Genomic DNA, 23,569 nt, shown 5'->3' on the forward strand with positions numbered 1-23,569 from the left:
GCCCCTTGATTTCTGTTTGATCAGCGGTAATCGGCGTAGGTTGGTCGTCTTCGGTAAAAGGGGCGATGCAGGTCACGCACCGGTCTGAGGACAAGGTCCAGATCACGATGAGCCGCGAAGAAGTCGCGATGCTGGTCGATCTCTGCCACGCAGCAGCCTTCTCCGACCTCCTGCCGCAGCGCCGCGAGTCCCAAGTGCGGGTGCAGCGGTTCGTCTGGGATGTGCAGAACACCCTCTTTGATGCAGCCCAGTCCGTCTGGCAGGCCAAGCGTCACCTGACCATGCCGGTGGCCGCCGCTCGCCGCAGCTCCTCCGCGGCCGCCTGAGATCTAGAGCTGCGGTACAAGCACTTCAGCGAGTGCTTCGGCGCTGCTGAGTGCGCCCTCGATGCGCCCAAAACCGTCCCCCGCCAGGCTGTCGCCGCAGAAGCCGATGGCGCTCGCCGGGCAGAGGCGATGGTTGGGGTCCAGTCCAGGATCGATTGGGAAGGCGGCCCCCCAGCGCATCAGTTGTGTTTGCGCTCCCGTCAGTGACAGCCCTGTGAGATCGATGAGGGCCTCGCGCAGGGCATCGAGCACTTGGGCCTCGGCGGTTGGCTCGGGTGTGGCCCCCAGCAGCTGGGCGGCTGAGGAGCGTGAGCCGTAGACATCGAGATGGGCCGCGGAAAAGGCCGGGCTGGATTCCGCGACGACGACACAGCGTCCATCGGCGAGTGGTTGGACGCCGATGCGGCGCAATCCCCAACGCTCCTGTGCCGTTGGGCTGCATTGCAGGAGATCCCAGTGCAGGGCCCGCCAAGCTTGGGCGCTCTCTTGCGGAAGGGTCGCCAAGAGGTTGCAGCTGGCTTGCGCGTCGATCGAGGCCAGCTGCGCCTGGGCGGCGCTCAGCTGGGGGTCCGCGAGCTGTTGGGCGGCCTGCTCCAGCGGGATCTCCGTCCAGCCAAAGACCTGCCGCCCGCGGGGATGGGCCAGCAGGGTTCCGCTCAGCACAAGCCAGCGGGCCTCGACAACCGAGGCTCCCGAGGCGTCCTGCAGGGTCCAGCTCACCCCCGCCTTGGATCGCTCTGGCCGCAGATGGCGCACGAGCGTTCCAAAGCGTCGGTTGAGTGCTCCGCCCTGTTCGGCGGCCAGATCGAGCAGTCCCCCGCAGAGCCGGTCCATTCCTCCCGCTCCCTGCCAGAGGCTGCCGTCACTGAAGCCATCCGCAATGGCCGGGCCGAGGCGGCGCTGCGCATCCAGACTCTGAATCGATCCTGAAAAGGGGCGGATCAACCCGCGTTGCGCGAGGGCCTTCACCAGGGCCGGCGGGGTCTGGGCGCGGATGTTGAAGAGCGGTGCGCCGTGGTTGATGCGGAGGCCGTCGTCCTGCCTGGACGTGCGGGTGGCGGCCCGTCCCCCGGGTCCCCGGCCGATCTCCAGCAGGTCGATGGACCCCCACCAGCCACGCTGGCGCAGGCTGGCGGCGAGGGCGCAACCGGAGACCCCAGCGCCAACGATGGCGAGATCAACGCGCGGGGTTGGTGAGGCCAACGGGAGCGACCAGGGCATGACCATGCTGGGTCTTTGATTGGGCTGTCGTGGCGGCAGGGATGGATCCATCGATCACGGCCGCGGCGTTGCTGGAGGAAGAGGGTCGCGTTCGAGCGGCTGGGACCGGGATTCAGCCGGCGGATCTGCTGGGGTGCTGGCAGTTGGAGCAGGTGTGGCCCAAGGGCAAGCGCCAGGCGGCCCAGTTCTCCGGCGTGCTGCTGCGGGGGCTGGCGGCGCAATTGGTCATCCAGATGCAGGACGGGGAGCTGCAATTGCGCAACAGTGTTCGCCTGGGCGGGGTGGAGCTGTTTTTTGAGGGCCCGGGAGCACTGAAGGGTGGCCGGCCTCTGCTGCAGTTCGAGTTCCTGCGCATGGGGTTGCGTGTCGCCGGCCGGCAGTGGTGGGGCCGTGACCTGCCCGCTCCGGCACCCCAGCGGATGCCCTTTTTTGCTTTGATTCAGCGTGATCCATCCGGTTGGCTGGCGGCCCGCGGCCGGGGAGGCGGCCTCGCCCAATGGCGGCTGGCTCGCCAAGATGGACCCAGTTGAGCGCTGGATGGGCGATGGGCTGCCCCCGCTGCGGGAGTTGGTCGGTGAAATCCGACCGAAGCCTGGGAGGCCGAATGGTTTGCGGTCGCTGCGGGACACCGCTGGATGGTGTCGCCCAGCGGGGCCGTGGTCCGATGCCCCGGCTCTCGGGCATGTCCCGTCAGCCTTGGCGGCTTGGCTTGATCGCCCTGGTGGCCTTGGCCGCCCTGTTCGCCGCCTGGAATCCCCGCCAGCCGATGCCCTCCCAACGCACCCCGGCCTCCCAGGGCTTCCTCTGATCGTTCAGGGTGGAGCCGTTGCTGCGCCCGCCGATCGATGGCCGATGCCCCCTATTTGATCGTTCTGGCCTTGCTGGAGCAGGGCGGCGAGCGGGCGATGCCCCTGCAGGGCAAGTCCCTGCGTGAGCCCCTGCCGGCAGGCGCGGACCCCGGCGAGGTTGGGCGTCAGCAGGCCTTGGATCTCTTGGTTCGGGTTTGGCAGCGAAGTGACCAAGGTGCCTTGCGTCGCGCTGCCGCGGAGCAGAGCTTGCTGCTGGTCACGGTTCCGATTGAGTCCTTGCAGGAGCAGCTCCCCGCCCTGAAGGCCCAATGGCTGAGCGACGGGAATACCGCAGCGTTGATTGCCGCCTTGAAGGACCTCGGCAGTGGGCTTTGGTCGCTGACCATGGACCATCGCCAACCGCTCGCGTATCAGACGCTCGGGTAGACGTTCAGTTGTATTCGCCGGGCATGTCGTTCTTATGGACGGTCACCCGGTCGAATTTCTTGCCGGAGACCCGCAGCAGTTCATCGCCGGAGAACTCGAAGCCCAGCTTCAGTCCGATCTGGGCGACGTCATCGGCGGTCGCGGCGGCCAAGACCTGCTGCTTCAGGGGTTCATCGGCCTGCAGCCGGGCCAGGAACGCCTTGAGTTGATCGAGCGACATGGCAGCGCCGACGTGCGACTCAGTCTCCCAGACCTTCAGAGCCAGTGATGGGGGTAGTGCTCCGCGCCCGGCTGGAGGCGGCTGTAGGCCACGGCGATCAGCATCATCACGAGTGAGCCACTGAGCACGGGCATCCAGATGAACCCGGGTTGCGCCTTGAGCAGGACCCCCAGTAAGGCCACTGCCCCGGCCGGAGGATGCAGGCAACGCAGCACTTGCCCCAGCGCAATGGTGACGGCCACGGCCAGACCCATCACCCAGGGGCCATCGCCGAAGGCCGTGACGCAGCTCACGCTGACCACGGCGGCCACGGTGTTGCCCAGGACCACATTCCGCGGTTGTGCCAGTGGGCTCGAGGGGTGGCCGAAGAGCAGCACCGTCGAGGCTCCGAAGGGAGCCACGACCAGGGGGTAGTGACTCCAGAGACTGATCAGGCCGAGGGCCGTAATCGCGAGTAGGGCGCCAATCCAGGCGCCGATGACGTGCCTCTGCTGGAAGCGGGGCTGGTAGTCCCGTCCCCGTTGCCGCTCCGCCTGAATCCTCTTCCAGACCATCCGTTCCTCAGTTCAGATAGGGATCCAGGAAGGACAGCGGGCGGTTCATGGTGGCCGAAAAGCCCAGCATCCCTGCGTCGCGGTGTTCATAGAGCAGGCTGTTGTCGGCGTCCAAAAGGAATGTTGCGCCGCGCTGGGTGATGAAGTCATCCCGGGGCACGTAGGTCCGCCATTTCCCAAGCACCTCGGTCATGTTCCGCAGCCGCACCGTGGCCAGCTCAAAGGGGCGCTGGAATCCATCTCCGCCCGCCAAGCGGAAGAGCGGACTGTCGAAGCGTTGCGGTGCGGAGCGATCGCCGGTGTAACCGCGAAAGACCTCGCCCAAGGTCCCCGGAGAACCAATGCCGGCACACATCAAGAGCAAGCCCGGCCATGGCCCGCCTGGGGTTTGCAGGCCGGCATAGAGCCCCAGTGCACGATGCAGCCTCGGTTCAGCCTCCACCTTGAGGTTCGCCCGAGGAAAGCCCGTGAATTGGCAGAACCGCTCGGCGCCAGCCTCATCGCCGATGCCGATCGCCAGCAGTTGGATACCGGCTTGCTGCAGCCGCGGCAGTGCTGGGACCAAGGCCTGGGCGTATTCCAGTGAATCGAAATCCCCGAGCTGGCTCATCAGGATGACCAGCCGTTTCGAGCCGGACTCCATCCCGGGGATCAAGCGGAGGTTGTCCAGCAGGACGTCGGGGGCGTTCATGGGGCGGAGACGCTCGTCTCAACGTCTCCTCAGCCTCGCTGATGGGTGGGGCGAGATGCACCTCGCCCCGGTTGAGGCGCGTCTGACGAAGAGAGCAGCCTCAATCCAGTGATGCCATCAATCGCGGCGGCTGGCTACGACTTTTTTTGTGCCGTCACGAACCGGCGAAGTCAAAAAAAATCCGCTGGTCGGCTGACCGGCGGAGGTGCGTCTCTTCGTCAAAAGCGCAGGTCCTTCCTAGGAACGCGACCTGCCTGGACGCCATAGGCATTTGTTCCCGCTGCAGACTGGTGCGGCATGGGCACCTCGTCCCTCATGTCTCCAGAACCAGGCCGGGCGAAGCGTGTCTCGATCACCCTTCCTCCAGATCTCTACGAGCGCCTCGCGGCCTTGGCAGAGGCGGATCGACGCTCGGTCGCGAGTTGGGCGGCGGTCCAGTTGGAGTTGGCTGTCATCGAAGCGGAGGAGAAGCTCCGGCAGGGCCGCAACTTGAAAGAGCGCCTGGCGGATGAGAGCGAGCGCTTTACGGCTTGGTACCGCGATGACTCCCTCGCTCAGCGGACCGTCAGCTGACGGATCCACCACAATGACCAGCAGAGGAGGCCTGGAGATGCGTCGTCAGCGTTGGCTGCTCTTGATCGCAGCACTGGCTTGTCTCGGCAGCCTGTTGCTCTGGATCGCTGAGATCGATGTCGGGATCGAAGAGTCCCTACCTGCCCAGGCCCCAATCGCTGCTCCCTCCAATCCATGACGGTTCTCGTCTCCCAGTTCCTCCTGGTCTTCACCCTCGGACTCTTCCATCTGGTCGGGCCGCTGCCCGCGGATCTGGGGCTTCAAGACGGCGCGCTCGCGCCCTGCTCGAGTCCGGCCCATTGCGCTCGGGTGGATTGGGAGCTGTCCGACCCCCAAGCGGCCTTGGAGGCCCTGGTGCCCGTGATCGCGGCCACCCCGCGCACCGAGATCGTGGAGCAGGACAAGGGCTACCTGCATGCGACAGCCAGCAGCGCGCTCTTTGGTTTTGTTGACGATCTGGAGCTCTACGCCGACCCCAGCCGTGGCGTCCTTCAGGCCCGTTCGGTGTCACGCCTTGGCGATTCCGACCTTGGGGTGAACGCCCGTCGCCTGCAGGCGCTCGCCGATCAGCTCAAGGATTGAGGCGTTCCTCGAGCCACTCCTGCTGTCGCCGCCAACGCCGGCGTTGATGCGGGTGGCCGGTGAGCTCCAGGAGCTCCACCTGCTCCAGCTCAATCCGCACCAGTTCAAAGCTCTCGGGTTGCGGCACTTCGTCGCCGAGGGCGTCGGGGAAGGGGCCCTCGGGATCGAAAGCGGCCCCTGGCTGGGGCCAGCCCCAGAGGCTGCGGGCGCCGGGATGGAGTTGCTTCCATTGCTGGTCGCGGGCGTTCTGATCGCTCGCGGCGTCCAGGCTCAGGCGATGGCCCCGGAGCCGGAATTGCGATCGCGCCTTGGGCAGCAGCCAGCAGAGCTCCACCCTGGGTTCCTGCATCAGTTCAGTGCTTTTCTCGCTGCGGCGATCCGTCAGCAGATCCAGCTGGGCAGGGCCGCCCCAGCCACGGAAGACCAGGGTTCGAACCCGCGGCGCTCCATCGCAGCCGAGGGTGGCCAACTGCAACCAGCGGGCCTGGGGGGAGCGACCCTCCCGCTGGCGGGCGCCGCGCAGCAACGGCCTCCAGGGGGGCAGGGCTTCCGTCATGTAGCTGGCTCGCAGCGGTAGCGGGCGATCTCACCACCGCCGCGTTTGCGCTCTGCGAAGTCCGGATGGTCAGAATCGGCGGCCTGCCACCACCAGTGTCCATCGGTGTAGCTCGGGGCGCCGGCGTTGTTGGTGCGGGGAAGCTGCAGGCTGACGCCGCGCCAGGCGATCACGACAAACGCACCGGGGACGGTTCCGCCGGCTGTGTTGGGGATCTCGATGGCGTCCACGGCCCCTTGGTGCAGCTCCGCCGTCAACGGGTCTCCCTCGCAGACGTACCGCGCTGCATCGGCGGGCAGGGGTAGCAGCACCAGCAGCAGCGCCAATCCCAGGTTCAGCAACGCGGTCACGGCAGGGGCAGAGCGGTGTTCAGGATGGCGCAATGAGCCTCACCCTCGTCTACGACGGCGGTTGTCCGTTTTGCCGCCACTTCGCCCTGCGCAGCGAGCTGGTCGGCGGCCTCCCCGATTTGGAGATCCGCGATGGCCGGGCTGAGGACAGCCTGCGGGCCCAGTTGAAGCAACGGGGCCTCGACCTGGCGCGGGGGGCCGTCCTGCTCGAGGGGGACCAGGCCTGGCATGGTGCCGAGGCGATCGCCCAACTCTGCGGTCGGCTCCGTCCGAGTGATCCCCTTCTGGCGCTGTTGCGCCAACTCTTTGCCGCACCGCCCCAGGCCAGGCGGTTGTATCCCCTGCTGCTTTGGGCCCGTCGCCAAGCCCTGCATTGGCAGGGGCTCCTCGAGGACCCCGATGCATCGCCCATGGTTGATCGCCGCGGGCCCTACGGTCGTTAAACGCCCCACGCCCAGGCATGCAAGACGTCGTCCAGGCCTATTACGGCAAGGAACTCCAGAGCACCGCTGACCTCAAGACCAGTGCCTGCTGCGATGCCGACGCGGTACCGGATTGGCTGAAGCCCCTGCTCGCTCGGGTCCATCTGGAGGTCAGCAGTCGCTACTACGGCTGCGGCCTGGTTTGCCCGCCGCTGCTGGAGGGCTGCCGCGTGCTCGACCTGGGGAGCGGCAGTGGTCGCGATGTCTATCTGCTCTCCCAGTTGGTGGGGGCCAGCGGCGAGGTGGTCGGCGTGGACATGACCCCGGAGCAGCTCGCGGTGGCTCGGGAGTACCTCCCCTTCCATGCCGAGCAATTTGGTTACGCCAACGTTCGTTTCCTTGAGGGACAGATCGAGCGCCTGGAGGAGCTCGATCTGGAGCCCGGCAGCTTCGACGTCATCGTCAGCAACTGCGTTCTGAATCTCTCCACCGACAAGCCGGCTGTCTTGCGTGGCATTCAGCGGCTGCTGAAGCCCGGCGGTGAGTTCTATTTCTCCGACGTCTACGTCGATCGACGCCTGCCGGAGGCGGTCCAAAGCCATCCGGTGCTCTACGGCGAATGCCTCGGCGGTGCGCTCTATTGGAATGACTTCCTGCGGATGGCCCGCGCGGCGGCCTTCACGGATCCGCGCCTGGTGAGCGATCGACCGCTGGAGATCACCGAGCCCCAACTGGCGGCGTTGGTGGGGGAGGCCCGCTTTTATTCGGCGACCTACCGGCTCTTCAACATCCTTGAATTGGAGGACGCCTGCGAAGACCACGGCCAGGCCGTCATCTACCGGGGCTCCATCGACCAGGCGCCGACGCGCCTGGTCTTCGACAAACACCACAACATCGAAGCCGGCAAGGTCTTCCCGGTTTGCGGCAACACCTATCGGATGCTGCACCAGACCCGTTTCGCCCCCCACTTCCAGTTCATCGGTGACTTCGAGCGTCACTACGGCCTCTTTGAAGGCTGCGGTTCGGCGATCCCCTTTGATCAGGACCGTGTGGTGAGCGGGGCCGCGGCCAGCTGCTGCTGATGGGCGCCGTGCCGGGGCCCTTCAGCGTCAATGACCGGTGCATTGATTGCGGCACCTGCTGGCAATTTGATCCTCTGCACTTCGCCCCCACGGGCAGCAGCTCCCAGGTCATTCGTCAGCCCGAGGGGGAGGCGGAAACGCGTCAGGCCCTGTTGGCCCTGCAGGCCTGTCCGGTGGCCGCCATTGGGACGACCCCGGAGTTGCGGCGGCTGACCCCAAGCGATGGCTTTCCGGCCCTGGTCACCCGCCATGCCGCTGGAGACGTCTACTACTGCGGCTGGGCGTCACGCCGCAGTTTCGGGGCCAGCAGTTGGCTCGTGGTTCGCCCCGAAGGCAACGTTCTGATCGACTCGCCCCGTTGGAGTGCCCCCTTGGCTCGGCGCATCGCCGCCTTCGGCCGTCTTCAAGCCCTGGTGTTGACCCATCGCGATGACGTGGCCGACCACCAGCGCTGGGCCAAGGCCTTGGGTTGCAGCCGTTGGATTCACCAGGCCGACGCCGATGCCGCGCCAGACGCGGAGCATCAGGTTCAGGGATCTGCGGTGGTCGCCCTGGATGGGGCGTTGCAGTTGATTCCCTGCCCCGGCCACACGGCGGGGTCGATGGCGGTCCTCTTGGGCGAGCGCCGCTCGGTGCTCTTCAGCGGTGATCACCTCTGGTGGCGCCCTGAGCAAGCGGTGCTGGTGGCTTCGGAGCGGTACTGCTGGTGGGATTTCCAGGAGCAGCTCCGTTCGGTGGAGCGCTTAAAGGAGCTGGATGTGGCCTGGCTGCTTCCCGGCCATGGCCACGCCCACGCGTTTGCCCCCGGGGAGTGGCGGGCTGCCTTAGAGCAGACCTTGGCCTTTAACTGAAGAAGCCCTTGCTGTTGAGCCAGAGCCCCAAGCCCAGCATCGGCACGAAGACGGCCCCAGCGATCTGAAGCTTGATCCGGGTGGCCGAGGGCTCCGCCTGGACCGGCTTGGCGGTTGCTTTGTTTTTAGTCTTGGCTTTGGCCACGGTCTGGTCGCTGCGTTGCACTCCGCTCCCTTCTACCGGTCGGTGGCTCCTCCTTGGGAAGCGATCTTCCCGGTCACCCAATAACGCACCCGCTCGGGATGGCTTTCGAGGTAGGCATCGACCGCGGTTTGGGCCGTTCCTTGATGGGCTTGCAGGAGGACCGAGGCCAGCTCCGCATCAGGAATCCGGAAGCGCGTCAGGAAGTCCGTCACGGAAGGGGCGATGGCGCTGAGGTCTTGGCGGCCGACGGCGTGGATCCATTCCGTCCCCCCAAAAGCCCGCTTGGGATCCTCCAGAAAGCGCAGCTTGTAGCGGGCGAACATCCAGTGGGGCGTCCAGCTGGTGACGATCAGCCAACGCTGCTCACGGATGGCCTGGTCCAGCACAGCGGTCATCGCGGCACTGCTGGAGGCCACGAGGCGCATGTCCCCCAGGCCGTAGTCCTTGAGGGCGACTTGGGAGAGTTGGTTGAGGCCGGAGCCGGGATCGATTCCCTGCACCTTGTTGTTGAAGCGTGCGGCGACCGAGGGTTGGCGCAAGTCCTGGATACTGCTGAGGACTTGGGGGTCGACATAGTCCGGGACGACCCAGCCCAAGCGACCGGAGTACATCGGACCGAGGTCCAGGACCCGTTCCCGGACCCGCTTCCAGTAGTCCTGATGGGTCAAGGGCAACCAGGCCATCAACATCAAATCCAGATCGCCTCGGGCCACGGAGGCGTATTGGATGCCGATGTCGGCCAGCACCCGCTCCACGGGCCAGTCCAGGTGGGTCTCGATCAGCTGCTTGGCCATCAGGCTGATCACTTCGGCATCCGCCCAGGGCGACCAGCCCAGGCGCAAGGGGCGATGTGAGCCCCCCCCTCTCGATGGCTGCGCTGGTGGACCAGATCCTGTTGGGCTGGGTTCGTCGGGTCCTGGGCGCTGGCTCAACTGGACCATGCTGGCCAGGGACAGTCCGGCGACCCCCAGGCCTGCGGTGAGCGCCGCACGCCGCGTCAGTCGTGGTGCGTCACTCATTGGCCTCTCCTCCGATGGCTGGGGGAGAGCCCTTGGCTCAAGCGATCCAGGATCACCGCCAAGATCACCACAGCGATCCCGCCTTCAAAGCCGAGCCCCACATCGAGCTGCTGGATGCCCCGCAGCACCACATCACCCAAGCCGCCCCCACCAATCATCGAGGTGATTACCACCATCGACAGGGCCAACATGATCGTCTGGTTGACACCGCTCATCACGGTGGGCAAGGCGTTCGGGAGCTGCACCATCCAGAGCATTTGAAGGTCTGTGCAGCCAAAGGAGCGGCCCGCCTCCACCAAATCCGCTGGTACCTGGCGAATCCCCAGATGGGTTAGCCGGACGATTGGAGGCATCGCGAAAATCAAGGTGGCGATGATCGCGGGGACGGCTCCGGTGCTGAAGAGCATCACCGCAGGAATCAAATAGACAAAGGCCGGCATGGTCTGCATCAGGTCCAGCCCAGGGCGGATCAGTCGCCAGATCCAGCGCTGACGCGTTCCCAGAACACCGAGGGGAAATCCCAGCAGCAGCGCTAAGAGGGAGGCGGCCAGGACGAGGGCCAGGGTGTCCACCATGGGTTCCCAGAGCCCAAGGGCCAAGACCAGGTTCAAGCCCAGCAGGCTGAAGAGGGCAAAGCCACCGCCGACCAGGCGCCATCCCGCGATGGCAACCCCCACGGCAAACAGCCAGGGCGCCGGCAGGGCCAGGCCCCAGCCCAGTCCGCTCGCCAAGGCCTGGATGCCCTGTTGAACAACGCCAAACAATCCCTGGCCATGGTTGAGCAACCACTCCACGGCCGCATCAACGCTCTGGCCGACGGGGCCAGCCTGCTCAAGGCTGGCGATCAGAGGTGCAAAGGCGCCGCCCATCAGCCCCCCTCCCGCAGGGTCTCCAGCAGCCGCCGGGGCGTGACGACACCCAGCAGCCGCCTCTGGTGATCAAGAACTGGTGTGGGCCATGGACTGCGCGCGACGACGGCGATGGCGTCGTTGACCAGCACCTTGGAATCCAGCGCACCTGCAGCATCGGCCTGGATCCAGCCTTCCTGGGGGCTCAGGATCCCGAGGAATTCCCCCGATGGGGTCAGCGCGAAACACAGCTGCTGATGGGCCCTGTCCGCGGGAGCGGCCCCATCGGGCAGCACCAGGGTCTGAGGGCAGGGCTCGAGGATCTGCTCGAGGTTCAGGACGGAACCCCGGTCGACGCCCTTGAAGAACGCTCGAACATCGGGGCTGGCGGGTGCCGTCAGCAGCTCCAGGGGAGTCCCGCATTGGAGGACCTGCCCCGATTGCATCAGCGCGATTCGATCGCCAATGCGAATGGCCTCATCGAGGTCATGGGAGATGAAGACCACCGTGCGTCGCTGTTCGGCCTGCAGATCCAGCAGCAGGTCCTGCATGTCCCTGCGGATCAGGGGATCGAGGGCGGAGAAGGCCTCATCCATCAACAGGATGGGGGGATCGAGCGCCAGGGCCCGGGCCAACCCCACCCGTTGCTGCATCCCCCCGGAGAGTTGCGCCGGTTTCAGGTGCAGCTGCTGTCCGAGACCGACGCGCTCCAGTGCCCTTTTGGCCGGAGCCAACCGCTTGGTCCTGGGCAGCCCTGCGACTTCGAGCCCAAAGGCCGCATTGTCGAGAACACTCCGCTGGGGGAAGAGTGCGAACGATTGGAACACCATGGCCATAGCGTGCCGGCGCAGGCGGTTGAGTTCGCGCTTGGAGAGTTCAGAGAGGGTCTGACCGCGGACGGCGACGGATCCCGAGCTGGGTTGGATCAGTCCGTTGATCATCCGCAGCAGGGTCGATTTGCCCGAGCCCGAGAGGCCCATGACCACAAAGATTTCGCCCGGTTCGATCGCCAGGGAGACCTGCTGGACGGCGGCAGTGGACTGGCCTGGGAAGCGCTTGGAGAGGGCGTCGAGCGTGATCGCTGAGGACACGGTTCTCCGACGCACCTCTTAAACGCTAGCCATGCAGGATTAGGGACGCAGGAGCTCAGGTCTTTAGCAAGTTCAAACATTTGCTCGGATGGCCTTTGCTCACTTTGATGTCGGCGACAGCAGGACACATCTGTTCTGCACGAGGCCCCGCTTTGCGCTGACAGCCTTGGTGCTCATCGATAGGTTGCGGCCATGGCGTACTTCATGGCTTCGTGAAGTGTGTCCGGAGGCCTCTTTTGAGGTGATCCCCCAGCCCTCTTGCTGAGCTCTGAACGGTCTGCGTCTGTCAGTGGCTCCCCCGGTTTGAATGACGACATCCCATCGCACCAAGACCTCGGCGGCCCATTGGCCCAAGTCCGCAGGGGCGAAGGATGAACAGCGTTTCGGTGCGGTCCCCGAAGCCGTTCGGGAGACCGATCACTACCAACAGGAGTACATCGAGCAATTTGCAGATCGTTGGGACCGATTAATTGATTGGGAGGCCAGAGCCCAGGCTGAAGGTGATTTTTATATCCGCATCCTGCGGGAGCACGGTGCGAAATCGGTGCTCGATGTCGCCACGGGGACAGGGTTTCACTCGATTCGACTCCTCCAGGAGGGGTTCGATGTGGTCAGCGCCGACGGCAGTCCAAACATGTTGGCGCGTGCCTTTCGCAATGCCCGTGACCGCAACCAGCTGTTGAGGACGGCCCAGGCCGATTGGCGCTTTCTGAACCGTGATATTCACGGGACCTTCGATGCGGTGATTTGCCTGGGTAACTCGTTCACCCATCTCTTTCGCGAGAAGGATCGTCGTAAATCCCTGGCTGAGTACTACGCGGTCTTGAAGCACAACGGCCTCTTGATTCTTGATCACCGCAACTACGACCGCCTCTTAGAAGGTGGTGCGGCGGTGAAGCAAGGGAAGGGAACCGTGTATTGCGGAGAAGATGTTTCTGTGAGCCCTGATTGTGTCGATGAGGGCCTGGCACGCTTTCGCTACGCCTTCAGTGATGGAAGTACTTTCCATCTCAATATGTTCCCGCTTCGCTATGGCTATGTGCGCCGACTGATGCGGGAGGTGGGCTTCCAGAAGATCACCAGCTATGGGGACTATCAGCGCAGCAAGGATGATCCCGATTTCTATGCCCATGTCGCCCATAAGGCCTACGAGATCGATGGCGATACGACGGTGATCTAGTCATGACGCAGACGCATTTTTCCGCCGCGGAGCGCACGGCTTCGGACTACTACGACAGCGCTGATGCCGATTGTTTCTATGAAGAGGTTTGGGGCGGTGAAGACATTCACATCGGCCTCTACGCCTCCGAGACCGAAGCCATTGCACCGGCCAGTCAGCGCACGGTTAATGCCTTAATCGCTTTGATCGGCACCTTCCCGCGCGGGGCCACGGTTGTTGATTTGGGTTCGGGATATGGCGGTGCTGCCCGCCGCCTTGCGAAGGAGTTCGGGGCCCATGTCGAGGCGATCAACATCTCTTCCGTTGAAAATGCTCGGCACCGTCAGCTCAACTTGAGCGCCGGATTGCAGGACCACATCCAGGTGCACGATGCCTCCTTTGAGGACGTTCCCCTGCCCTCGGGTTGTGCCGATGTTGTCTGGAGTCAGGACGCGATCCTGCACTCCGGCAACCGTCAGCAGGTGCTCCAGGAGGCGGCGCGGTTGTTGAAGCCAGGCGGGGTGATGGTCCTCACGGATCCGATGGCCGCCGATGGGGTGGAGACCGATTCCCTGAGCGCGATTCTCGACCGCATTCATCTGCCCGACATGGGCTCACCGGATCGCTATCGGGCCTGGGCCAGTCAGGCCGGTTTGGTCCGGGAGGTTTGGCAGGATCAGACGGCGATGTTGATTCGCCATTACAGCCGCGTGCGCGAGGAGCTCCTGCGCCGTGAGCAGGAGCTGAAGACCAAGATCAGTCCGGAGTACCTCCAGCGGATGGCCGCTGGCTTAGGCCATTGGATTGATGGGGGACGCCAGGGACGCCTGAGTTGGGGGCTGATGCGCTTCCGCAAGCCCCTGCAGGAGGCCTGATGGAGTCCTTCGCCGGTGCAGTCGTGATTTTTGTCGTGGGCGGTGTCGTCACCTTGGCGACCACCGTGATGGTGATTCAGGGCCATCTCCATTGGCGCGGCCGTGATCCCTGGGGGGAGGGCTAAGCCATGGTGTTCAGCCCCACGCTTGCTGTTCAGCCCTTCTTGGCCCCAGGCATCGCCTGGGCCCTGGTGGTCATCTTTTCGGTGCTCTGGATCGCCCTTGGGGTGTCCTGGGGCCGGCGCGGCTCTGGTGATGCCGATGACTACATGCTGGCTGGCCGCAACATCGGTTTAGCCCTGAGCACCGCCACCTTGATGGCGTCTTGGGTGACCGGCAACACCACCTTGTTGGCGCCGGAGTTTGGCTACCGGAACGGTCTCTGGGGGATGTTCAGTTACGCCCTGGCCGGTCTGGGCTTGGTCCTGTTCGCGCCATTGGCCCTGCGAATCAAAACCCTGATGCCCAAGGGGCGCACCAGCGGTGACTTCATTCGCCTCCGCTATGGCCGTGCGGCCTGGTGGGTCTTCATGGTGATCACCGCGATCTACACCCTGGGCTTCCTGATGACCCAGGCGATGGGAGCCGGGATCCTGCTGGAGGCGCTCTCGGGTTTCGATTACCGCCTGGGGATGGTCGTCGTGATCGGTGTCTCGACGATCTACACCCTCTACGGCGGGATGCGCGCCGTGGTCGGAACGGACTTCATTCAGTCCCTCTTGATCATGGGGCTGCTGGTCTTGGTTGCCGTCTTGGCGCTGCAGCAGTTCCCGGTTCCTGAGCTCCATCGCGCGTTGGTCGAGGAGCATCCGGAGCGGCTGAATTTGCTCTTGCCGGCGGGGTTGTTGATTGCGTGGAACTCCGCCCTCTTCTCCATGGGCGAGGTCTTCCACAACAACATCTGGTGGTCGCGGGTCTTCTCCAGTCGCGCCTCCGTCGTCTTCACCTCGTTCGTGCTTGGTGGATTGGCCTGGATGACGGTGCCGCTGGTGACCGGCTCCATCGGCCTGGTGGCGTTGGCTCAGTCGGTGGACCTGCCCCAGGTGAACATGCTCTTTCCGGTGGTGGCCTCCCAGCTGCTCGGGGCGGGGGGTGCGGCCTTGGTCTTTGTGGTCGTCTTTGCCTCGTTGACCTCAACCTTGGATTCGCTCTTGGCGTCGACGGCGGATTTGGTGGCCGAAGACGTGGTCTTCAAGCTGCTGAATCCCAACTTGAGTGATGCCCAATTGCGCCAGGCCACGCGCCTGGTTGTTCTCGGGTTGGGGCTATTGACCTTGCTGCTCTCTTGGCCGCGGCTGGATTCCTTGGCGTCCGTGCTCTTCTTCACGGGTGCCCTGGTGGCCTCCACGATCTGGCCGGTGGCCTACGGCCTGTATTGGCCCAGTGCGAACCGGTGGGCCGCCATTGCCGCGATGGTCTCCGGCAGTGCCGTGGGCTTGGCTGCCTATGTGCTGATCGCGCCCTACTGCGCGGCATTGCTCTCCGCGGCGGTCTCGGCGGTGGTGATGGCCGTGGGCACCCAGTTGCAGCCCGAGCGCTTCAACTGGCTCACCTTGAGGGAGGGATAACGCATGGCACGGTCTCGGATGACAACCCGCTGGGCCCTCTCACTCGCCCTTGCCGCGATCGCCGTTCTCTTGCCCGTGGCCAGGGCGGGCGAAGCGAGCGCGCCACCGCGCTGGTTGGCGGATCTGCCGTTGCTGCAGGTCTTGATCTACGGAAGCGTTGCGGGTCTGGCCCTGTCGGTGCTGATCCTGTTGATCATTTGGTGGAAAGAGTGGAGGCGCGGTGATGTTTGGTGATCTCTAAGACTTTATAAATTCAGTGCTTGCACTTTCTCGAGACAGTGGCTAGTACTCGAGAAGGCAGGAGCAACCGAACCGAGCTTCACCGCTGTCCTCGTAGAGGGACTTCTTCTGACTCCGCTTATCAGGAGTCCTTCTCCCTGACGTTTCAGGTCTGCTTTCCCAAAATGGTCATTACTTCTCCCTCTTCTCATCTTGTCTCAGAACACTCCATGCGTTTCAAGCCGATGGGGCCAGATGTTTACGGGGCGGCTTCTCCTAAAGACCTTCTTTTGGCCATTGAAGAAGATGGTGATGCACTTCACGACTTAGTCGACCAGCATGTAATATCTATCCAGCCATTCAGGGCTCATACACTGCTTCAATTGTTTCGTCTTGCCGCGAAATATGAGAGTAATCCAGAGCGATATACCTCGCACAACACACCTCTAAAAGGTAAGATCCTCATAAATGCTTTTTACGAGCCTAGTACGCGTACCAGGCTATCGTTTGATAGTGCTTGGCACCGCCTGGGTGGCGACTCTATAAATATAACGGACCGAAGTACAACTGGCTTGGCCAAGGGCGAGTCCTATGAAGATGTTGCGCATATGTTCAATAACTACGGTGATTGCATTGTGCTTCGGGATGGTGACTCGAACGCGGTCTATTCGATGGCGGACACTCTTCGTGTGCCCATTATTAACGCAGGTAATGGGATTGATGAGCATCCCACTCAGGCAATGGCCGACCTTTACACGATTCTAAAGTGGAGACCCTCTTTAGTTGCCTCTAAGGTCTCTCCAGGAGAGCGGGTGAGAATCGGAGTTGTTGGAATCCCAAGTCGTATGCGTACCGTTCGCTCGCTTCTGCGGATCCTTGCCAAATTCCCTCAAATTGTTGAGGAGCTTGTCCTCATACATGACCCTGCCAAGAACGCTGCCGAGGAATTGTTCGACCCCGGGCAATTGGAGGAGTTGCAGCAGGCTGGACTCAATGTGCGTTGCACCGGAGATCTGCAGGGTGAAATCCCTGGGCTTGATGTTATCTATATCAATGCAATCGCTTGGGTGGGTGATAGCTATGAGGTCCATGGTAATTCCTTTCGGCTGACCAGAGATCTCCCGTACAAGCCAAATGCAATCGTTCTGCACCCTCTTGCTCGAGGCCCGGAGCTGAGTACCTGCCTTGATGACACCCCCCACAACTGGTATTTCAGTCAGGCCCGGGGTGCGGTCTTCCTGCGGATGGCGCTGCTCACCTGCATGGTGGATCGCACCAACCGAGTGATGGATGTGATCTGAGGAGGAACGCACATGTGTGGAATTGGCGGTGTGTTCACCACCATGGCGGATCAAGCCGTTGATCCCCAGCTTCTGGTCAACATGGCCGCGATTCAGGAGCATCGCGGTCCCGATGGTTTTGGCTATCGCACCGTCGATGGCTGTGGAGTGGGCTTCTGCCATGCCCGCCTCTCGATCATTGACCTGAATGAGACCAGGGCACGCCAACCGTTCTTGAGCGGAGAGCCGGACTCGGGTGCGAGGGTCCTGATGGCCCACAACGGTGAGTTCTATGACTTCCAGAGGATTCGCGCCGACCTGACGGCCCGCGGTGTTCGCTTCAGCAGCAAGAGCGATTCCGAGATCCTCTTGCGCCTCTACCACCAGCAGGGATTGCAGGCGACCCTGCCGCAATTGCGCGGTGAATTCGCCTTCGCGCTCTATGACGAGGCCATCGATACGTTGCATCTCGTCCGGGATCGCTTCGGGATCAAACCCCAGTACTGGACGATCACGCCCCAGGGTTTGGTCTTCGGCTCAGAGCTGAAGGTGTTGTTTGCCCATCCGGCGGTGGAGCGCCGCTTCACCTCGGAAGGGCTCTTCCATCAGTTGATGCAAACCATGGTCCCCGGGACCACGGCCTTTGATGGGATCCATCAGGTGCCGCCCGGCCACGGCATCAGCGTGCGCCGCCGCAACGGGAGCCTCCAGGTTGAGACCTGGAAGTACTGGGACATGAACTTCCCCCGCCAGGGCGAGCGGGACGGCAGCAAGGGCGAGGCCGACCACATCGAGGCGATTCGTGCGGCTCTGCTCGAAGCGGTGGAGCTGCGGATGGTCGCCGATGTGCCCGTGGGTTGTTACCTCTCGGGAGGCATCGACAGTTGCTCCATCCTTGGGCTGGCCGCCGCCGTCAGCCAGAGCCCGGTCAAGGCATTCACCATTGGTTTCGACGACGCCCGCTACGACGAGTCGCCGATCGCCAAGGAGATGGCGGACGCCACGGCGGCCGAGCAGGACGTGATGCGTCTCTCGGGCAAGGAGCTCTACGGCTGGATGGAGCGCACCCTCTGGCACACCGAGCGCACGATTTACAACACCCTGGCGGTGGCGAAATTCCTGATGAGCCGCCACGTCAACCAGGTCAACTACAAGGTGGTGATGACTGGGGAGGGCTCCGATGAGCTCTTCGGTGGCTATCCGGCCTTCCGCCGCGACATGTTCCTGCACGGTCTCCAGGACCTGCCTGAGCAGGAGCGCCAAGCCTGGGAAGACCTGTTGCAGCAGTCCAATGCCCTGGTGCAGGGGGCGATGTTGGCGGCGGATCAAGTGGATGATCCGGACCTCGATGCGGTCGTGGGTTTCACCCCCAGTTGTCTCCAGCCCTGGTTGGCCTGTGCGCCGCTCGTCCCGGCCCTGCTCGCGGATGCCCATCGCGAGGCCCTCTCGGACTATTCCCCGGGCAAGGCCATTGCCATGACCCTGGATGCGGAACAACTCGAAGGACGCCACGCCCTCGATAAGGCTCAGTACGTCTGGATCAAGACGATGCTGGAGGGCCAAATCCTGACCTGGGGCGGTGACCGGGTGGACATGGCGAACTCCATGGAGGCGCGTCCGGCCTTCTTGGATCACCATCTGGCCGCGGCGGCGGTCCAGGTGCCGCCGGAGTTGCGGATTAAGGGCAAGACAGAGAAGTACGTCCTGCGGGAGGCCATGGCCGGCCTGCTGCCTGAGGTGCTCTACAAGCGCGAGAAATTTGCCTTCATGGCTCCGCCGGCCCACACCGAGCCCGAAAAGTGGGAGCAGATGAAGCAGCTGGCGAACGACTACCTCAGCGATGAGGCGATCGAGGCCGCGGGACTGCTCAGCGTCGCTGGTGTTCGGGCCCTCTTCGCCCGCCATGACGACCCGGCGACCACCGATGCCGATCGGGTGCAGATGGACGCCATGATCAACCATCTCCTCGGCGTGCAGATGCTGCACCGGATGTTCATTGCCGCGGACGTCCCGGCCCAGGCCAGGGCCAAGGCCGATGCCCTGGGTTGGCATCCCGCTCGGGAGGTTGCTGCCGTTTGCTGAGGTTCAGCCCGTAACGGTCACAACCGTTACGGGCGCTCTCGGAGCTCTCCTCGATGGTGGGGGTGCTCTGTTGAACGCGAAGGTCTGCGGTTGGTTCTCTCTGCCCCGGGCGTTGGTACCCACACCACCACTCCACAGCGTCGGCCGACTCCCAATTCAGTGCGCCTGCTGGCGTCCTTGGAGGCCATGGCCGAGGTGGGACTGCAGCCCGATGGTTCGATCTGTCGCCGGGGCTTCACGGCTGAAGACCGTCAGGGCCGCGAACGGCTGAGTGAATGGATGATCGATGCCGGCCTAAGCCTGTGCATCGATGCCGCTGGCAATTTGATTGGCCGGCTGGAGGGCTCGGACCCCAGCCTTCCAGCCCTCGTGACCGGCTCGCACCTCGACACGGTCCCAACCGGGGGGCGCTACGACGGCACCCTCGGTGTCTTGGCAGGCCTGGAAGTGGTTCGCGCCCTTCAGGACGCCGCGCTCCAGCTCCGCCACCCCTTCGAGCTAATCGTCTTCGCCGACGAGGAGTCCACCATGGTGGGCTGCAAGGGCATGGCCGGCACCGCGAGCGCTGACCCCAGCGATTACACCACCAGCAACGGTGAGCCGATCCAGCGGAATCTGGCCCGTCTTGGGGGGGATTGGGACCGGCTGGCCAGTGCCGCCCGCCGCGATGACGCGATCGCCGCCTTCATCGAACTGCATGTCGAGCAGGGGGCCGTGCTCGAGGGGCGCGGAGACAGCATTGGTGTTGTTCAGGGCGTTGTCGGCCAACGCCGCTTCACGATCCGCGTGGGCGGTCAGGCGAACCACGCCGGCACCACGCCGATGGATCAGCGTCAGGATGCCCTGGTCGCGGCAGCGCAGGTGGTCTTGGCCGTCCAGGCCCTCGCCCTGGCGCATCCCGGTGATCCCGTGGCCACGGTCGGCAAGTTTGAGGTCTGGCCGAATGCCGCCAACGTCGTTCCTGGTGAGGTCCAGTGCAGCGTCGACCTGCGCGATCTCGACCCCGAGGTGTTGTCCGCGTTGACCGACGAGCTGCAGCGGCGCCTGGCCGCCATCGCCGAGTCGAGCGGCTGCCGCGTGACGATGGAGCCGCAGTTTTCGGTCGACCCCACCCCCGCCGCTCCGGCGCTGATGGACGCGATCGAGGTCGCGGCGACCGAGCTGGGCTTGTCCCACAGTGCCTTGCCGAGCCGGGCCAGCCACGACGCCCAGGAATTGGGTCGTCGCTGGCCGATGGGGATGGTCTTTGTCCCCAGCCACCGCGGCTTGAGCCATTCCTCCGCGGAGTACACCAGCCTCGAGCAGTGCGTGGCCGGTACGGCGGTGCTGCTCGAGGCGTTCCTGCGGCTGGACGCGCAGCTTCAGGGATGACCTTCTCGATCCTGGCGCGTGACCCCTCCAACGGTCGCTTTGGAGTGGCCGTGGCCACCTGTCATCTTGCGGTGGGATCGACCGTGCCCCACATCCGCTCCGGCGTCGGTGCCGTGGCGACCCAGGCCCATACGAACCCCTACCTCGGCATCTGTGGTCTGGAGAGGATGGAGCAGAACCGCGATGCCGAGTCGGTCCTGGCGAGCCTGCTGCGGGATGACCCCCAAATCGAGCACCGCCAATTGCACTTGATTGACGGCTGCGGCCGCACGGCGGGTTGGACCGGTGAGGCCTGCGGCCCCTACGCCGGCCACCGCTGTCATCCGGATCTGGCCGTGGCGGGCAACTTCCTCGCGGGTGAGGCGGTGCTGCTGGCGATGGAGGAGGCCTTCCTCTTGAGCGACCCCTCCTGGAAATTGGGGCGAAGGCTGCTCACGGCCCTGCAGGCCGGTGAGGAGGCCGGCGGCGATCGACGCTCCCCCCATGCCACGTCGGCGGCCCTCCAGGTCAGCGGTGAGGCGGCTTTTCCGCTGTTGGATCTGCGGGTGGACTTTGAGGACTGCGCAGTCGACGCCTTGAACGCGCTCTATGGGCGCAGTCAGCAACGTTGGGTTCAGCAATGGAGGGACTCCTTTGCTGAACTCCCCAATCCCGCGAGTCGCGCGATGAACCGGACCGTCACCCCATTGGTTGGGGACGATCCGTCGGTGGCTTAGCCGATCAGGTCGCGAATCACCCGGGCCCATCCTTCGCCATGGGCGGCGGGGGCTAAGAGGTAGCGCTTCTGCTCCAGGGCGCGGCGGAAGGCGGGGTGCGGGCCACTCGGCCCCGGAACAACAACGGCCACATCGGCCGCCTCCAGCAATGGGATGTCGTTGGGGGAGTCCCCCAGCCCGAGCACCCGCGGCAGCGGGCCGCCGAGCCGTTGCTTCAGCCGCGACAACGCGCCCCCTTTGCTCACGTCGGGCCCCAGCAGATGACCCATGCGGTTGCCTTGCACCACACCCAGACCCAGGGAGGCGGCCAGGGCGGGTAGCCGTTTCCTCCCTTCCGCGGATGGGGGCACAAACGGCACACTCCAGCAGCGCCGCTGGGCTTGGGCTAGGGCTTCACCCCCGAGGCCCAAGAGGCGTTGCCCCTCGCTTTCGCTGAGCTCCTCGAGGGGCATGAGCCGTTCACCCAGCAGCGCCTCCAAGGCATCCAGCTGGGGCCGCAAGTGGCGGTGGTGGATGCCGAGGGCCTCTTCCCACTCCTCTCCGCGGGCGTCTTCGCCATGGATGGCTCCACCGTTTTCGACGATGAAGGGATCGCGAAGGCCAGCGGCATCTCGAAAGCCCCGGACCTCCTCCGCGGTTTTGCTCGTGCAGGGGATCACGGGAATCTGTTGCTCCTGCAGCCAGCGCAGGGTCGTGCGGGCCGGCTCCCAGCTGTAGCAGTGGTCCAGCAACGTCCCATCCAGGTCGGTGACGATCCACCAGGAGTTGGAATGAGTCATCGGCTGCTGATCCAATAGACGCCAAAGGGTTCCAGCTCCAGTTGGCGCTCGGCCTTCACCGCTCCAGCTGGATTGAGGTGATCGATCCATTCCGGTGGAGAGGACGCACCCCAGAGCGATGCCAACACGAGCGATTGACGCGTGGCGCTGAAGTTGTGGATAGCCCACAGACGGGCTGCTCCTAGGCCACGCTCGAGAATCACCAAATCGGAGCGTTCACCACTGAGCACCCGCATCGGCGAGTCCGGGTTAAGGGCCGGGAGCTTGGCCCGTTGTTCCATGGCGAACTGCAGCTGGGCGATGTTGCTGCTGGCGGCTTGACCAGGGTCTTGGAGCTGGAGCTCTAGGGCTCTGGCGTTGAACTGTGGTCGGTTCAAGTCCCGGCGATGGCCGCTGGCGTGGAAGCGGCTCGTGTCGTTGGGGGCGGCCAGCAGGGCCGGCAGATAAAAGGCAGGCACCCCCGGCAGCGCCAGCTTGAAGCGCTGGCTGAGCAGGAAACGCTCCTGCTGCCATCGCCCTGGATCTCGACCGGAATCGGCCATAGCGCTCCACCAGCTGATGTTGATTTCGTAGGGGGCCTCGCTCCCATCACTGAGGCGTCGGTGGCTGATCAAGCCGCCCCGTTGCTCACATCCCGCCAGGAGGTGGTGCAGGCGCGGTTGATCCATCAGTCCCTCCAGTGGCCGCAGGCCGACACCGTCATGGCTGGCACTGAAGTTCAGCAGGTTGGTCCTCTTGGGGAGATCCGGCCAACCGGCCAGCCAGCGGTTGAGGAGGTCGCAGCGCTCGCTCTGGCAGGCCTCGAGCAGCAGCGGGGGCAGGGGGAAGTTGTAGGCCAGGTGTGCTTCCCGACCGGATCGCAGGTAGGAGAGGTTCTCCTCCTCCGGGACGTTCGTCTCCGTCACGACAGCCCCCCCCGGGGCTTGGTCCTCCTGCAGCAGGCGCAGCACTTCGACGATGGCGTGGGCTTGGGGCTGGTGAATGCAGCTCGTGAAGGGTTCCTTCCAGACGTATCCAACGGCGTCCAGCCGCAACCAGCCGACGCCGTGGTGGAAGAGGCGTTGCATCAGCCGGGCGAAATGACGCAGCACCTCGGGCTCCCGCCAGTTCAGGTCTACCTGGTCGGGGCCGAAGGTGGTCCAAACCTGCTTGCGGCCGCCCAGGGGGCTGATCAAGGGCGAGCTGCGGGGGCGTACGACCTGCGACCAGCAGGGATCGGGTCTGGCCTGCAGGATGCAGGAGCGTCCGGGTTCCGCGTCTTCCAGGCATTGGTGCACCCAGGGGTGCGAGGCCGAGACGTGGTTCAGCACAAGGTCAGCCATCAAGAGACGTCCGCGGCTCAAGGCCTCGAGGTCGTCCCAATCACCAAAGCGTGGCTCGAGCTCCTCGTGGCTGGAGATGGCAAAGCCCCCGTCGCTGCTGGATCGCCAAAAGGGCAGAACGTGGACGATGGAGGAGAGGCCTCGGAGCGGGCCATCCAGCAGTTCTTGGAGCAGGGGAATGCTGGTGCGATCCGCATCGATGACCGAATCGGCGTAGCAGATCAGCACGCAGGTCGTATTGCACCAGGGCACGTCCGGCTGGGTGTGCATCTGCGCACCGATTCGCCCGGACTGCAGCAAATGAGACGACAAGCTTTCGATCTCGTTTGAAGACTGCCCCGGGTAAAGACCGAGAAGCAACAGTTCCAACTGTTCCTGCCGGTCCAACTCAACCACCAGTGCTCCCCTCACTCATCCAGATATCGAGCAGCT

31 protein-coding genes are annotated in these 23,569 nt (G+C 64.3%); 19 read left to right on the forward strand and 12 right to left on the reverse strand.

Going from position 1 to position 23,569, the window contains the following annotated elements:
• Nucleotides 1–65 precede the first annotated feature (65 nt).
• On the forward strand, nucleotides 66–326 hold the full coding sequence (locus H0O22_RS01215) for a hypothetical protein (protein WP_185187267.1): 261 nt from the start codon (nucleotides 66–68) through the stop codon (nucleotides 324–326).
• Between the two features lie 3 nt (nucleotides 327–329).
• Here H0O22_RS01215 and H0O22_RS01220 read toward each other — a convergent pair whose 3' ends face one another.
• Nucleotides 330–1,547 carry an NAD(P)-binding protein gene (locus H0O22_RS01220; RefSeq protein ID WP_255439383.1) on the reverse strand — a complete coding sequence of 406 codons (1,218 nt, stop codon included), beginning with the start codon at nucleotides 1,545–1,547 and terminating at the stop codon, nucleotides 330–332.
• 41 nt (nucleotides 1,548–1,588) lie between these two features.
• Between H0O22_RS01220 and H0O22_RS01225 the strand changes: the two genes are divergently transcribed.
• Genes H0O22_RS01225 through H0O22_RS01235 form a run of 3 tightly spaced genes read left to right on the forward strand, consistent with a single transcriptional unit; the run spans nucleotide 1,589 to nucleotide 2,782 of the window.
• Nucleotides 1,589–2,077, forward strand: coding sequence for a hypothetical protein (locus H0O22_RS01225; RefSeq protein ID WP_255439384.1), 489 nt, complete (start codon nucleotides 1,589–1,591; stop codon nucleotides 2,075–2,077).
• Nucleotides 2,078–2,091: 14 nt separating this feature from the next.
• The gene (locus H0O22_RS01230; protein ID WP_185187269.1) at nucleotides 2,092–2,355 is read left to right on the forward strand and encodes a hypothetical protein; all 264 of its coding nucleotides are present in this window, start codon (nucleotides 2,092–2,094) and stop codon (nucleotides 2,353–2,355) included.
• 37 nt (nucleotides 2,356–2,392) lie between these two features.
• Nucleotides 2,393–2,782: a hypothetical protein gene (locus H0O22_RS01235; RefSeq protein WP_185187270.1), complete on the forward strand. Its 390-nt coding sequence runs from the start codon at nucleotides 2,393–2,395 to the stop codon at nucleotides 2,780–2,782.
• Nucleotides 2,783–2,786: 4 nt separating this feature from the next.
• On the opposite strand, the gene H0O22_RS01240 is transcribed toward H0O22_RS01235, so the two are convergent.
• From H0O22_RS01240 to H0O22_RS01250, 3 genes are read right to left on the reverse strand one after another with little or no spacing between them, the layout of a single operon-like run.
• Nucleotides 2,787–3,002: a Nif11-like leader peptide family natural product precursor gene (locus H0O22_RS01240; RefSeq protein WP_185187271.1), complete on the reverse strand. Its 216-nt coding sequence runs from the start codon at nucleotides 3,000–3,002 to the stop codon at nucleotides 2,787–2,789.
• A gap of 35 nt (nucleotides 3,003–3,037) precedes the next feature.
• Nucleotides 3,038–3,556, reverse strand: coding sequence for an HPP family protein (locus H0O22_RS01245; protein ID WP_185187272.1), 519 nt, complete (start codon nucleotides 3,554–3,556; stop codon nucleotides 3,038–3,040).
• 7 nt (nucleotides 3,557–3,563) lie between these two features.
• Nucleotides 3,564–4,247, reverse strand: a complete 684-nt coding sequence (locus H0O22_RS01250) for a peroxiredoxin-like family protein (protein WP_185187273.1) — start codon at nucleotides 4,245–4,247, stop codon at nucleotides 3,564–3,566.
• Between the two features lie 315 nt (nucleotides 4,248–4,562).
• Here H0O22_RS01250 and H0O22_RS01255 point away from each other — a divergent pair, with 315 nt between their 5' ends.
• The 3 genes from H0O22_RS01255 to H0O22_RS01265 are packed head-to-tail and all read left to right on the forward strand — an operon-like array spanning nucleotide 4,563 to nucleotide 5,402.
• Entirely contained in the window at nucleotides 4,563–4,820 is a 258-nt protein-coding gene (locus H0O22_RS01255) for a ribbon-helix-helix protein, CopG family (protein WP_185187274.1), read from the forward strand.
• A 13-nt stretch (nucleotides 4,821–4,833) separates the two neighbouring features.
• Complete coding sequence (locus H0O22_RS01260; RefSeq protein WP_185188463.1) at nucleotides 4,834–4,998, forward strand: hypothetical protein; 165 nt, start codon at nucleotides 4,834–4,836, stop codon at nucleotides 4,996–4,998.
• Entirely contained in the window at nucleotides 4,995–5,402 is a 408-nt protein-coding gene (locus H0O22_RS01265) for a DUF1499 domain-containing protein (RefSeq protein ID WP_185187275.1), read from the forward strand. The genes H0O22_RS01260 and H0O22_RS01265 overlap by 4 nt, the downstream gene beginning before the upstream one ends.
• On the opposite strand, the gene H0O22_RS01270 is transcribed toward H0O22_RS01265, so the two are convergent.
• Both H0O22_RS01270 and H0O22_RS01275 read right to left on the reverse strand, forming a co-directional pair.
• Nucleotides 5,392–5,958: a pyridoxamine 5'-phosphate oxidase family protein gene (locus H0O22_RS01270; RefSeq protein WP_185187276.1), complete on the reverse strand. Its 567-nt coding sequence runs from the start codon at nucleotides 5,956–5,958 to the stop codon at nucleotides 5,392–5,394. The two genes, H0O22_RS01265 and H0O22_RS01270, sit on opposite strands and share 11 nt — an antisense overlap.
• Nucleotides 5,955–6,308 (reverse strand): hypothetical protein, encoded by a 354-nt coding sequence (locus tag H0O22_RS01275; RefSeq protein WP_185187277.1) that lies wholly within the window; start codon nucleotides 6,306–6,308, stop codon nucleotides 5,955–5,957. The genes H0O22_RS01270 and H0O22_RS01275 overlap by 4 nt, the downstream gene beginning before the upstream one ends.
• Nucleotides 6,309–6,340: 32 nt before the next feature.
• Between H0O22_RS01275 and H0O22_RS01280 the strand changes: the two genes are divergently transcribed.
• Genes H0O22_RS01280 through H0O22_RS01290 form a run of 3 tightly spaced genes read left to right on the forward strand, consistent with a single transcriptional unit; the run spans nucleotide 6,341 to nucleotide 8,663 of the window.
• Nucleotides 6,341–6,751 carry a DCC1-like thiol-disulfide oxidoreductase family protein gene (locus tag H0O22_RS01280; RefSeq protein ID WP_185187278.1) on the forward strand — a complete coding sequence of 137 codons (411 nt, stop codon included), beginning with the start codon at nucleotides 6,341–6,343 and terminating at the stop codon, nucleotides 6,749–6,751.
• A 17-nt stretch (nucleotides 6,752–6,768) separates the two neighbouring features.
• Nucleotides 6,769–7,812 (forward strand): methyltransferase domain-containing protein, encoded by a 1,044-nt coding sequence (locus tag H0O22_RS01285; RefSeq protein ID WP_185187279.1) that lies wholly within the window; start codon nucleotides 6,769–6,771, stop codon nucleotides 7,810–7,812.
• Entirely contained in the window at nucleotides 7,812–8,663 is an 852-nt protein-coding gene (locus H0O22_RS01290) for an MBL fold metallo-hydrolase (protein WP_185187280.1), read from the forward strand. Before H0O22_RS01285 ends, H0O22_RS01290 begins: the two co-directional genes overlap by 1 nt.
• Here the strand turns inward: H0O22_RS01290 and H0O22_RS01295 are convergent.
• From H0O22_RS01295 to H0O22_RS01310, 4 genes are read right to left on the reverse strand one after another with little or no spacing between them, the layout of a single operon-like run.
• Complete coding sequence (locus H0O22_RS01295) at nucleotides 8,656–8,829, reverse strand: hypothetical protein (protein WP_185188464.1); 174 nt, start codon at nucleotides 8,827–8,829, stop codon at nucleotides 8,656–8,658. The two genes, H0O22_RS01290 and H0O22_RS01295, sit on opposite strands and share 8 nt — an antisense overlap.
• A gap of 11 nt (nucleotides 8,830–8,840) precedes the next feature.
• Nucleotides 8,841–9,827 carry a glycine betaine ABC transporter substrate-binding protein gene (locus H0O22_RS01300; protein ID WP_185187281.1) on the reverse strand — a complete coding sequence of 329 codons (987 nt, stop codon included), beginning with the start codon at nucleotides 9,825–9,827 and terminating at the stop codon, nucleotides 8,841–8,843.
• On the reverse strand, nucleotides 9,824–10,696 hold the full coding sequence (locus H0O22_RS01305) for a proline/glycine betaine ABC transporter permease (protein ID WP_185187282.1): 873 nt from the start codon (nucleotides 10,694–10,696) through the stop codon (nucleotides 9,824–9,826). The genes H0O22_RS01300 and H0O22_RS01305 overlap by 4 nt, the downstream gene beginning before the upstream one ends.
• Nucleotides 10,696–11,766: a glycine betaine/L-proline ABC transporter ATP-binding protein gene (locus H0O22_RS01310; RefSeq protein WP_185187283.1), complete on the reverse strand. Its 1,071-nt coding sequence runs from the start codon at nucleotides 11,764–11,766 to the stop codon at nucleotides 10,696–10,698. Before H0O22_RS01310 ends, H0O22_RS01305 begins: the two co-directional genes overlap by 1 nt.
• 307 nt (nucleotides 11,767–12,073) lie before the next feature.
• Here H0O22_RS01310 and H0O22_RS01315 point away from each other — a divergent pair, with 307 nt between their 5' ends.
• The 9 genes from H0O22_RS01315 to H0O22_RS01350 all read left to right on the forward strand — a co-directional run bounded on the left by H0O22_RS01315 (nucleotide 12,074) and on the right by H0O22_RS01350 (nucleotide 21,036).
• The gene (locus H0O22_RS01315) at nucleotides 12,074–12,946 is read left to right on the forward strand and encodes a class I SAM-dependent methyltransferase (RefSeq protein ID WP_185187284.1); all 873 of its coding nucleotides are present in this window, start codon (nucleotides 12,074–12,076) and stop codon (nucleotides 12,944–12,946) included.
• A 2-nt stretch (nucleotides 12,947–12,948) separates the two neighbouring features.
• On the forward strand, nucleotides 12,949–13,800 hold the full coding sequence (locus tag H0O22_RS01320; RefSeq protein ID WP_185187285.1) for a cyclopropane-fatty-acyl-phospholipid synthase family protein: 852 nt from the start codon (nucleotides 12,949–12,951) through the stop codon (nucleotides 13,798–13,800).
• Complete coding sequence (locus H0O22_RS13225) at nucleotides 13,800–13,925, forward strand: hypothetical protein (RefSeq protein WP_255439385.1); 126 nt, start codon at nucleotides 13,800–13,802, stop codon at nucleotides 13,923–13,925. The genes H0O22_RS01320 and H0O22_RS13225 overlap by 1 nt, the downstream gene beginning before the upstream one ends.
• A gap of 3 nt (nucleotides 13,926–13,928) precedes the next feature.
• A complete protein-coding gene (locus tag H0O22_RS01325) occupies nucleotides 13,929–15,368 on the forward strand; it encodes an urea transporter (RefSeq protein WP_185187286.1) in 1,440 nt (479 codons plus the stop codon).
• An 18-nt stretch (nucleotides 15,369–15,386) separates the two neighbouring features.
• A complete protein-coding gene (locus H0O22_RS01330; RefSeq protein ID WP_185188465.1) occupies nucleotides 15,387–15,602 on the forward strand; it encodes a hypothetical protein in 216 nt (71 codons plus the stop codon).
• A 215-nt stretch (nucleotides 15,603–15,817) separates the two neighbouring features.
• On the forward strand, nucleotides 15,818–16,888 hold the full coding sequence (locus H0O22_RS01335) for an aspartate carbamoyltransferase (RefSeq protein WP_185187287.1): 1,071 nt from the start codon (nucleotides 15,818–15,820) through the stop codon (nucleotides 16,886–16,888).
• A gap of 12 nt (nucleotides 16,889–16,900) precedes the next feature.
• Nucleotides 16,901–18,949 carry an asparagine synthase (glutamine-hydrolyzing) gene (gene asnB, locus H0O22_RS01340; protein WP_185187288.1) on the forward strand — a complete coding sequence of 683 codons (2,049 nt, stop codon included), beginning with the start codon at nucleotides 16,901–16,903 and terminating at the stop codon, nucleotides 18,947–18,949.
• A 90-nt stretch (nucleotides 18,950–19,039) separates the two neighbouring features.
• Complete coding sequence (locus tag H0O22_RS01345) at nucleotides 19,040–20,320, forward strand: Zn-dependent hydrolase (protein ID WP_185187289.1); 1,281 nt, start codon at nucleotides 19,040–19,042, stop codon at nucleotides 20,318–20,320.
• Entirely contained in the window at nucleotides 20,317–21,036 is a 720-nt protein-coding gene (locus H0O22_RS01350; protein WP_185187290.1) for a DUF1028 domain-containing protein, read from the forward strand. The genes H0O22_RS01345 and H0O22_RS01350 overlap by 4 nt, the downstream gene beginning before the upstream one ends.
• On the opposite strand, the gene H0O22_RS01355 is transcribed toward H0O22_RS01350, so the two are convergent.
• Nucleotides 21,033–21,815 carry an HAD-IIB family hydrolase gene (locus H0O22_RS01355; protein ID WP_185187291.1) on the reverse strand — a complete coding sequence of 261 codons (783 nt, stop codon included), beginning with the start codon at nucleotides 21,813–21,815 and terminating at the stop codon, nucleotides 21,033–21,035. The genes H0O22_RS01350 and H0O22_RS01355 overlap by 4 nt on opposite strands.
• On the reverse strand, nucleotides 21,812–23,407 hold the full coding sequence (locus H0O22_RS01360; protein WP_255439387.1) for an alpha-amylase family glycosyl hydrolase: 1,596 nt from the start codon (nucleotides 23,405–23,407) through the stop codon (nucleotides 21,812–21,814). Before H0O22_RS01360 ends, H0O22_RS01355 begins: the two co-directional genes overlap by 4 nt.
• Between the last annotated feature and the right edge of the window lie 162 nt (nucleotides 23,408–23,569).

Origin of the sequence: Synechococcus sp. LTW-R, from assembly GCF_014217875.1 — a bacterium.
Lineage (GTDB): Bacteria > Cyanobacteriota > Cyanobacteriia > PCC-6307 > Cyanobiaceae > Vulcanococcus.

Coding starts and splice junctions, on each gene's coding strand:
- H0O22_RS01215 (WP_185187267.1), top strand. CDS start 66: ATGCAGGTCACGCACCGGTCTGAGGACAAGGTCCAGATCACGATGAGC.
- H0O22_RS01220 (WP_255439383.1), bottom strand. CDS start 1,547: ATGCCCTGGTCGCTCCCGTTGGCCTCACCAACCCCGCGCGTTGATCTC.
- H0O22_RS01225 (WP_255439384.1), top strand. CDS start 1,589: ATGGATCCATCGATCACGGCCGCGGCGTTGCTGGAGGAAGAGGGTCGC.
- H0O22_RS01230 (WP_185187269.1), top strand. CDS start 2,092: ATGGGCTGCCCCCGCTGCGGGAGTTGGTCGGTGAAATCCGACCGAAGC.
- H0O22_RS01235 (WP_185187270.1), top strand. CDS start 2,393: ATGGCCGATGCCCCCTATTTGATCGTTCTGGCCTTGCTGGAGCAGGGC.
- H0O22_RS01240 (WP_185187271.1), bottom strand. CDS start 3,002: ATGTCGCTCGATCAACTCAAGGCGTTCCTGGCCCGGCTGCAGGCCGAT.
- H0O22_RS01245 (WP_185187272.1), bottom strand. CDS start 3,556: ATGGTCTGGAAGAGGATTCAGGCGGAGCGGCAACGGGGACGGGACTAC.
- H0O22_RS01250 (WP_185187273.1), bottom strand. CDS start 4,247: ATGAACGCCCCCGACGTCCTGCTGGACAACCTCCGCTTGATCCCCGGG.
- H0O22_RS01255 (WP_185187274.1), top strand. CDS start 4,563: ATGTCTCCAGAACCAGGCCGGGCGAAGCGTGTCTCGATCACCCTTCCT.
- H0O22_RS01260 (WP_185188463.1), top strand. CDS start 4,834: ATGACCAGCAGAGGAGGCCTGGAGATGCGTCGTCAGCGTTGGCTGCTC.
- H0O22_RS01265 (WP_185187275.1), top strand. CDS start 4,995: ATGACGGTTCTCGTCTCCCAGTTCCTCCTGGTCTTCACCCTCGGACTC.
- H0O22_RS01270 (WP_185187276.1), bottom strand. CDS start 5,958: ATGACGGAAGCCCTGCCCCCCTGGAGGCCGTTGCTGCGCGGCGCCCGC.
- H0O22_RS01280 (WP_185187278.1), top strand. CDS start 6,341: ATGAGCCTCACCCTCGTCTACGACGGCGGTTGTCCGTTTTGCCGCCAC.
- H0O22_RS01285 (WP_185187279.1), top strand. CDS start 6,769: ATGCAAGACGTCGTCCAGGCCTATTACGGCAAGGAACTCCAGAGCACC.
- H0O22_RS01290 (WP_185187280.1), top strand. CDS start 7,812: ATGGGCGCCGTGCCGGGGCCCTTCAGCGTCAATGACCGGTGCATTGAT.
- H0O22_RS01300 (WP_185187281.1), bottom strand. CDS start 9,827: ATGAGTGACGCACCACGACTGACGCGGCGTGCGGCGCTCACCGCAGGC.
- H0O22_RS01305 (WP_185187282.1), bottom strand. CDS start 10,696: ATGGGCGGCGCCTTTGCACCTCTGATCGCCAGCCTTGAGCAGGCTGGC.
- H0O22_RS01315 (WP_185187284.1), top strand. CDS start 12,074: ATGACGACATCCCATCGCACCAAGACCTCGGCGGCCCATTGGCCCAAG.
- H0O22_RS01320 (WP_185187285.1), top strand. CDS start 12,949: ATGACGCAGACGCATTTTTCCGCCGCGGAGCGCACGGCTTCGGACTAC.
- H0O22_RS13225 (WP_255439385.1), top strand. CDS start 13,800: ATGGAGTCCTTCGCCGGTGCAGTCGTGATTTTTGTCGTGGGCGGTGTC.
- H0O22_RS01325 (WP_185187286.1), top strand. CDS start 13,929: ATGGTGTTCAGCCCCACGCTTGCTGTTCAGCCCTTCTTGGCCCCAGGC.
- H0O22_RS01330 (WP_185188465.1), top strand. CDS start 15,387: ATGACAACCCGCTGGGCCCTCTCACTCGCCCTTGCCGCGATCGCCGTT.
- H0O22_RS01335 (WP_185187287.1), top strand. CDS start 15,818: ATGCGTTTCAAGCCGATGGGGCCAGATGTTTACGGGGCGGCTTCTCCT.
- asnB (WP_185187288.1), top strand. CDS start 16,901: ATGTGTGGAATTGGCGGTGTGTTCACCACCATGGCGGATCAAGCCGTT.
- H0O22_RS01350 (WP_185187290.1), top strand. CDS start 20,317: ATGACCTTCTCGATCCTGGCGCGTGACCCCTCCAACGGTCGCTTTGGA.
- H0O22_RS01355 (WP_185187291.1), bottom strand. CDS start 21,815: ATGACTCATTCCAACTCCTGGTGGATCGTCACCGACCTGGATGGGACG.
- H0O22_RS01360 (WP_255439387.1), bottom strand. CDS start 23,407: ATGCACACCCAGCCGGACGTGCCCTGGTGCAATACGACCTGCGTGCTG.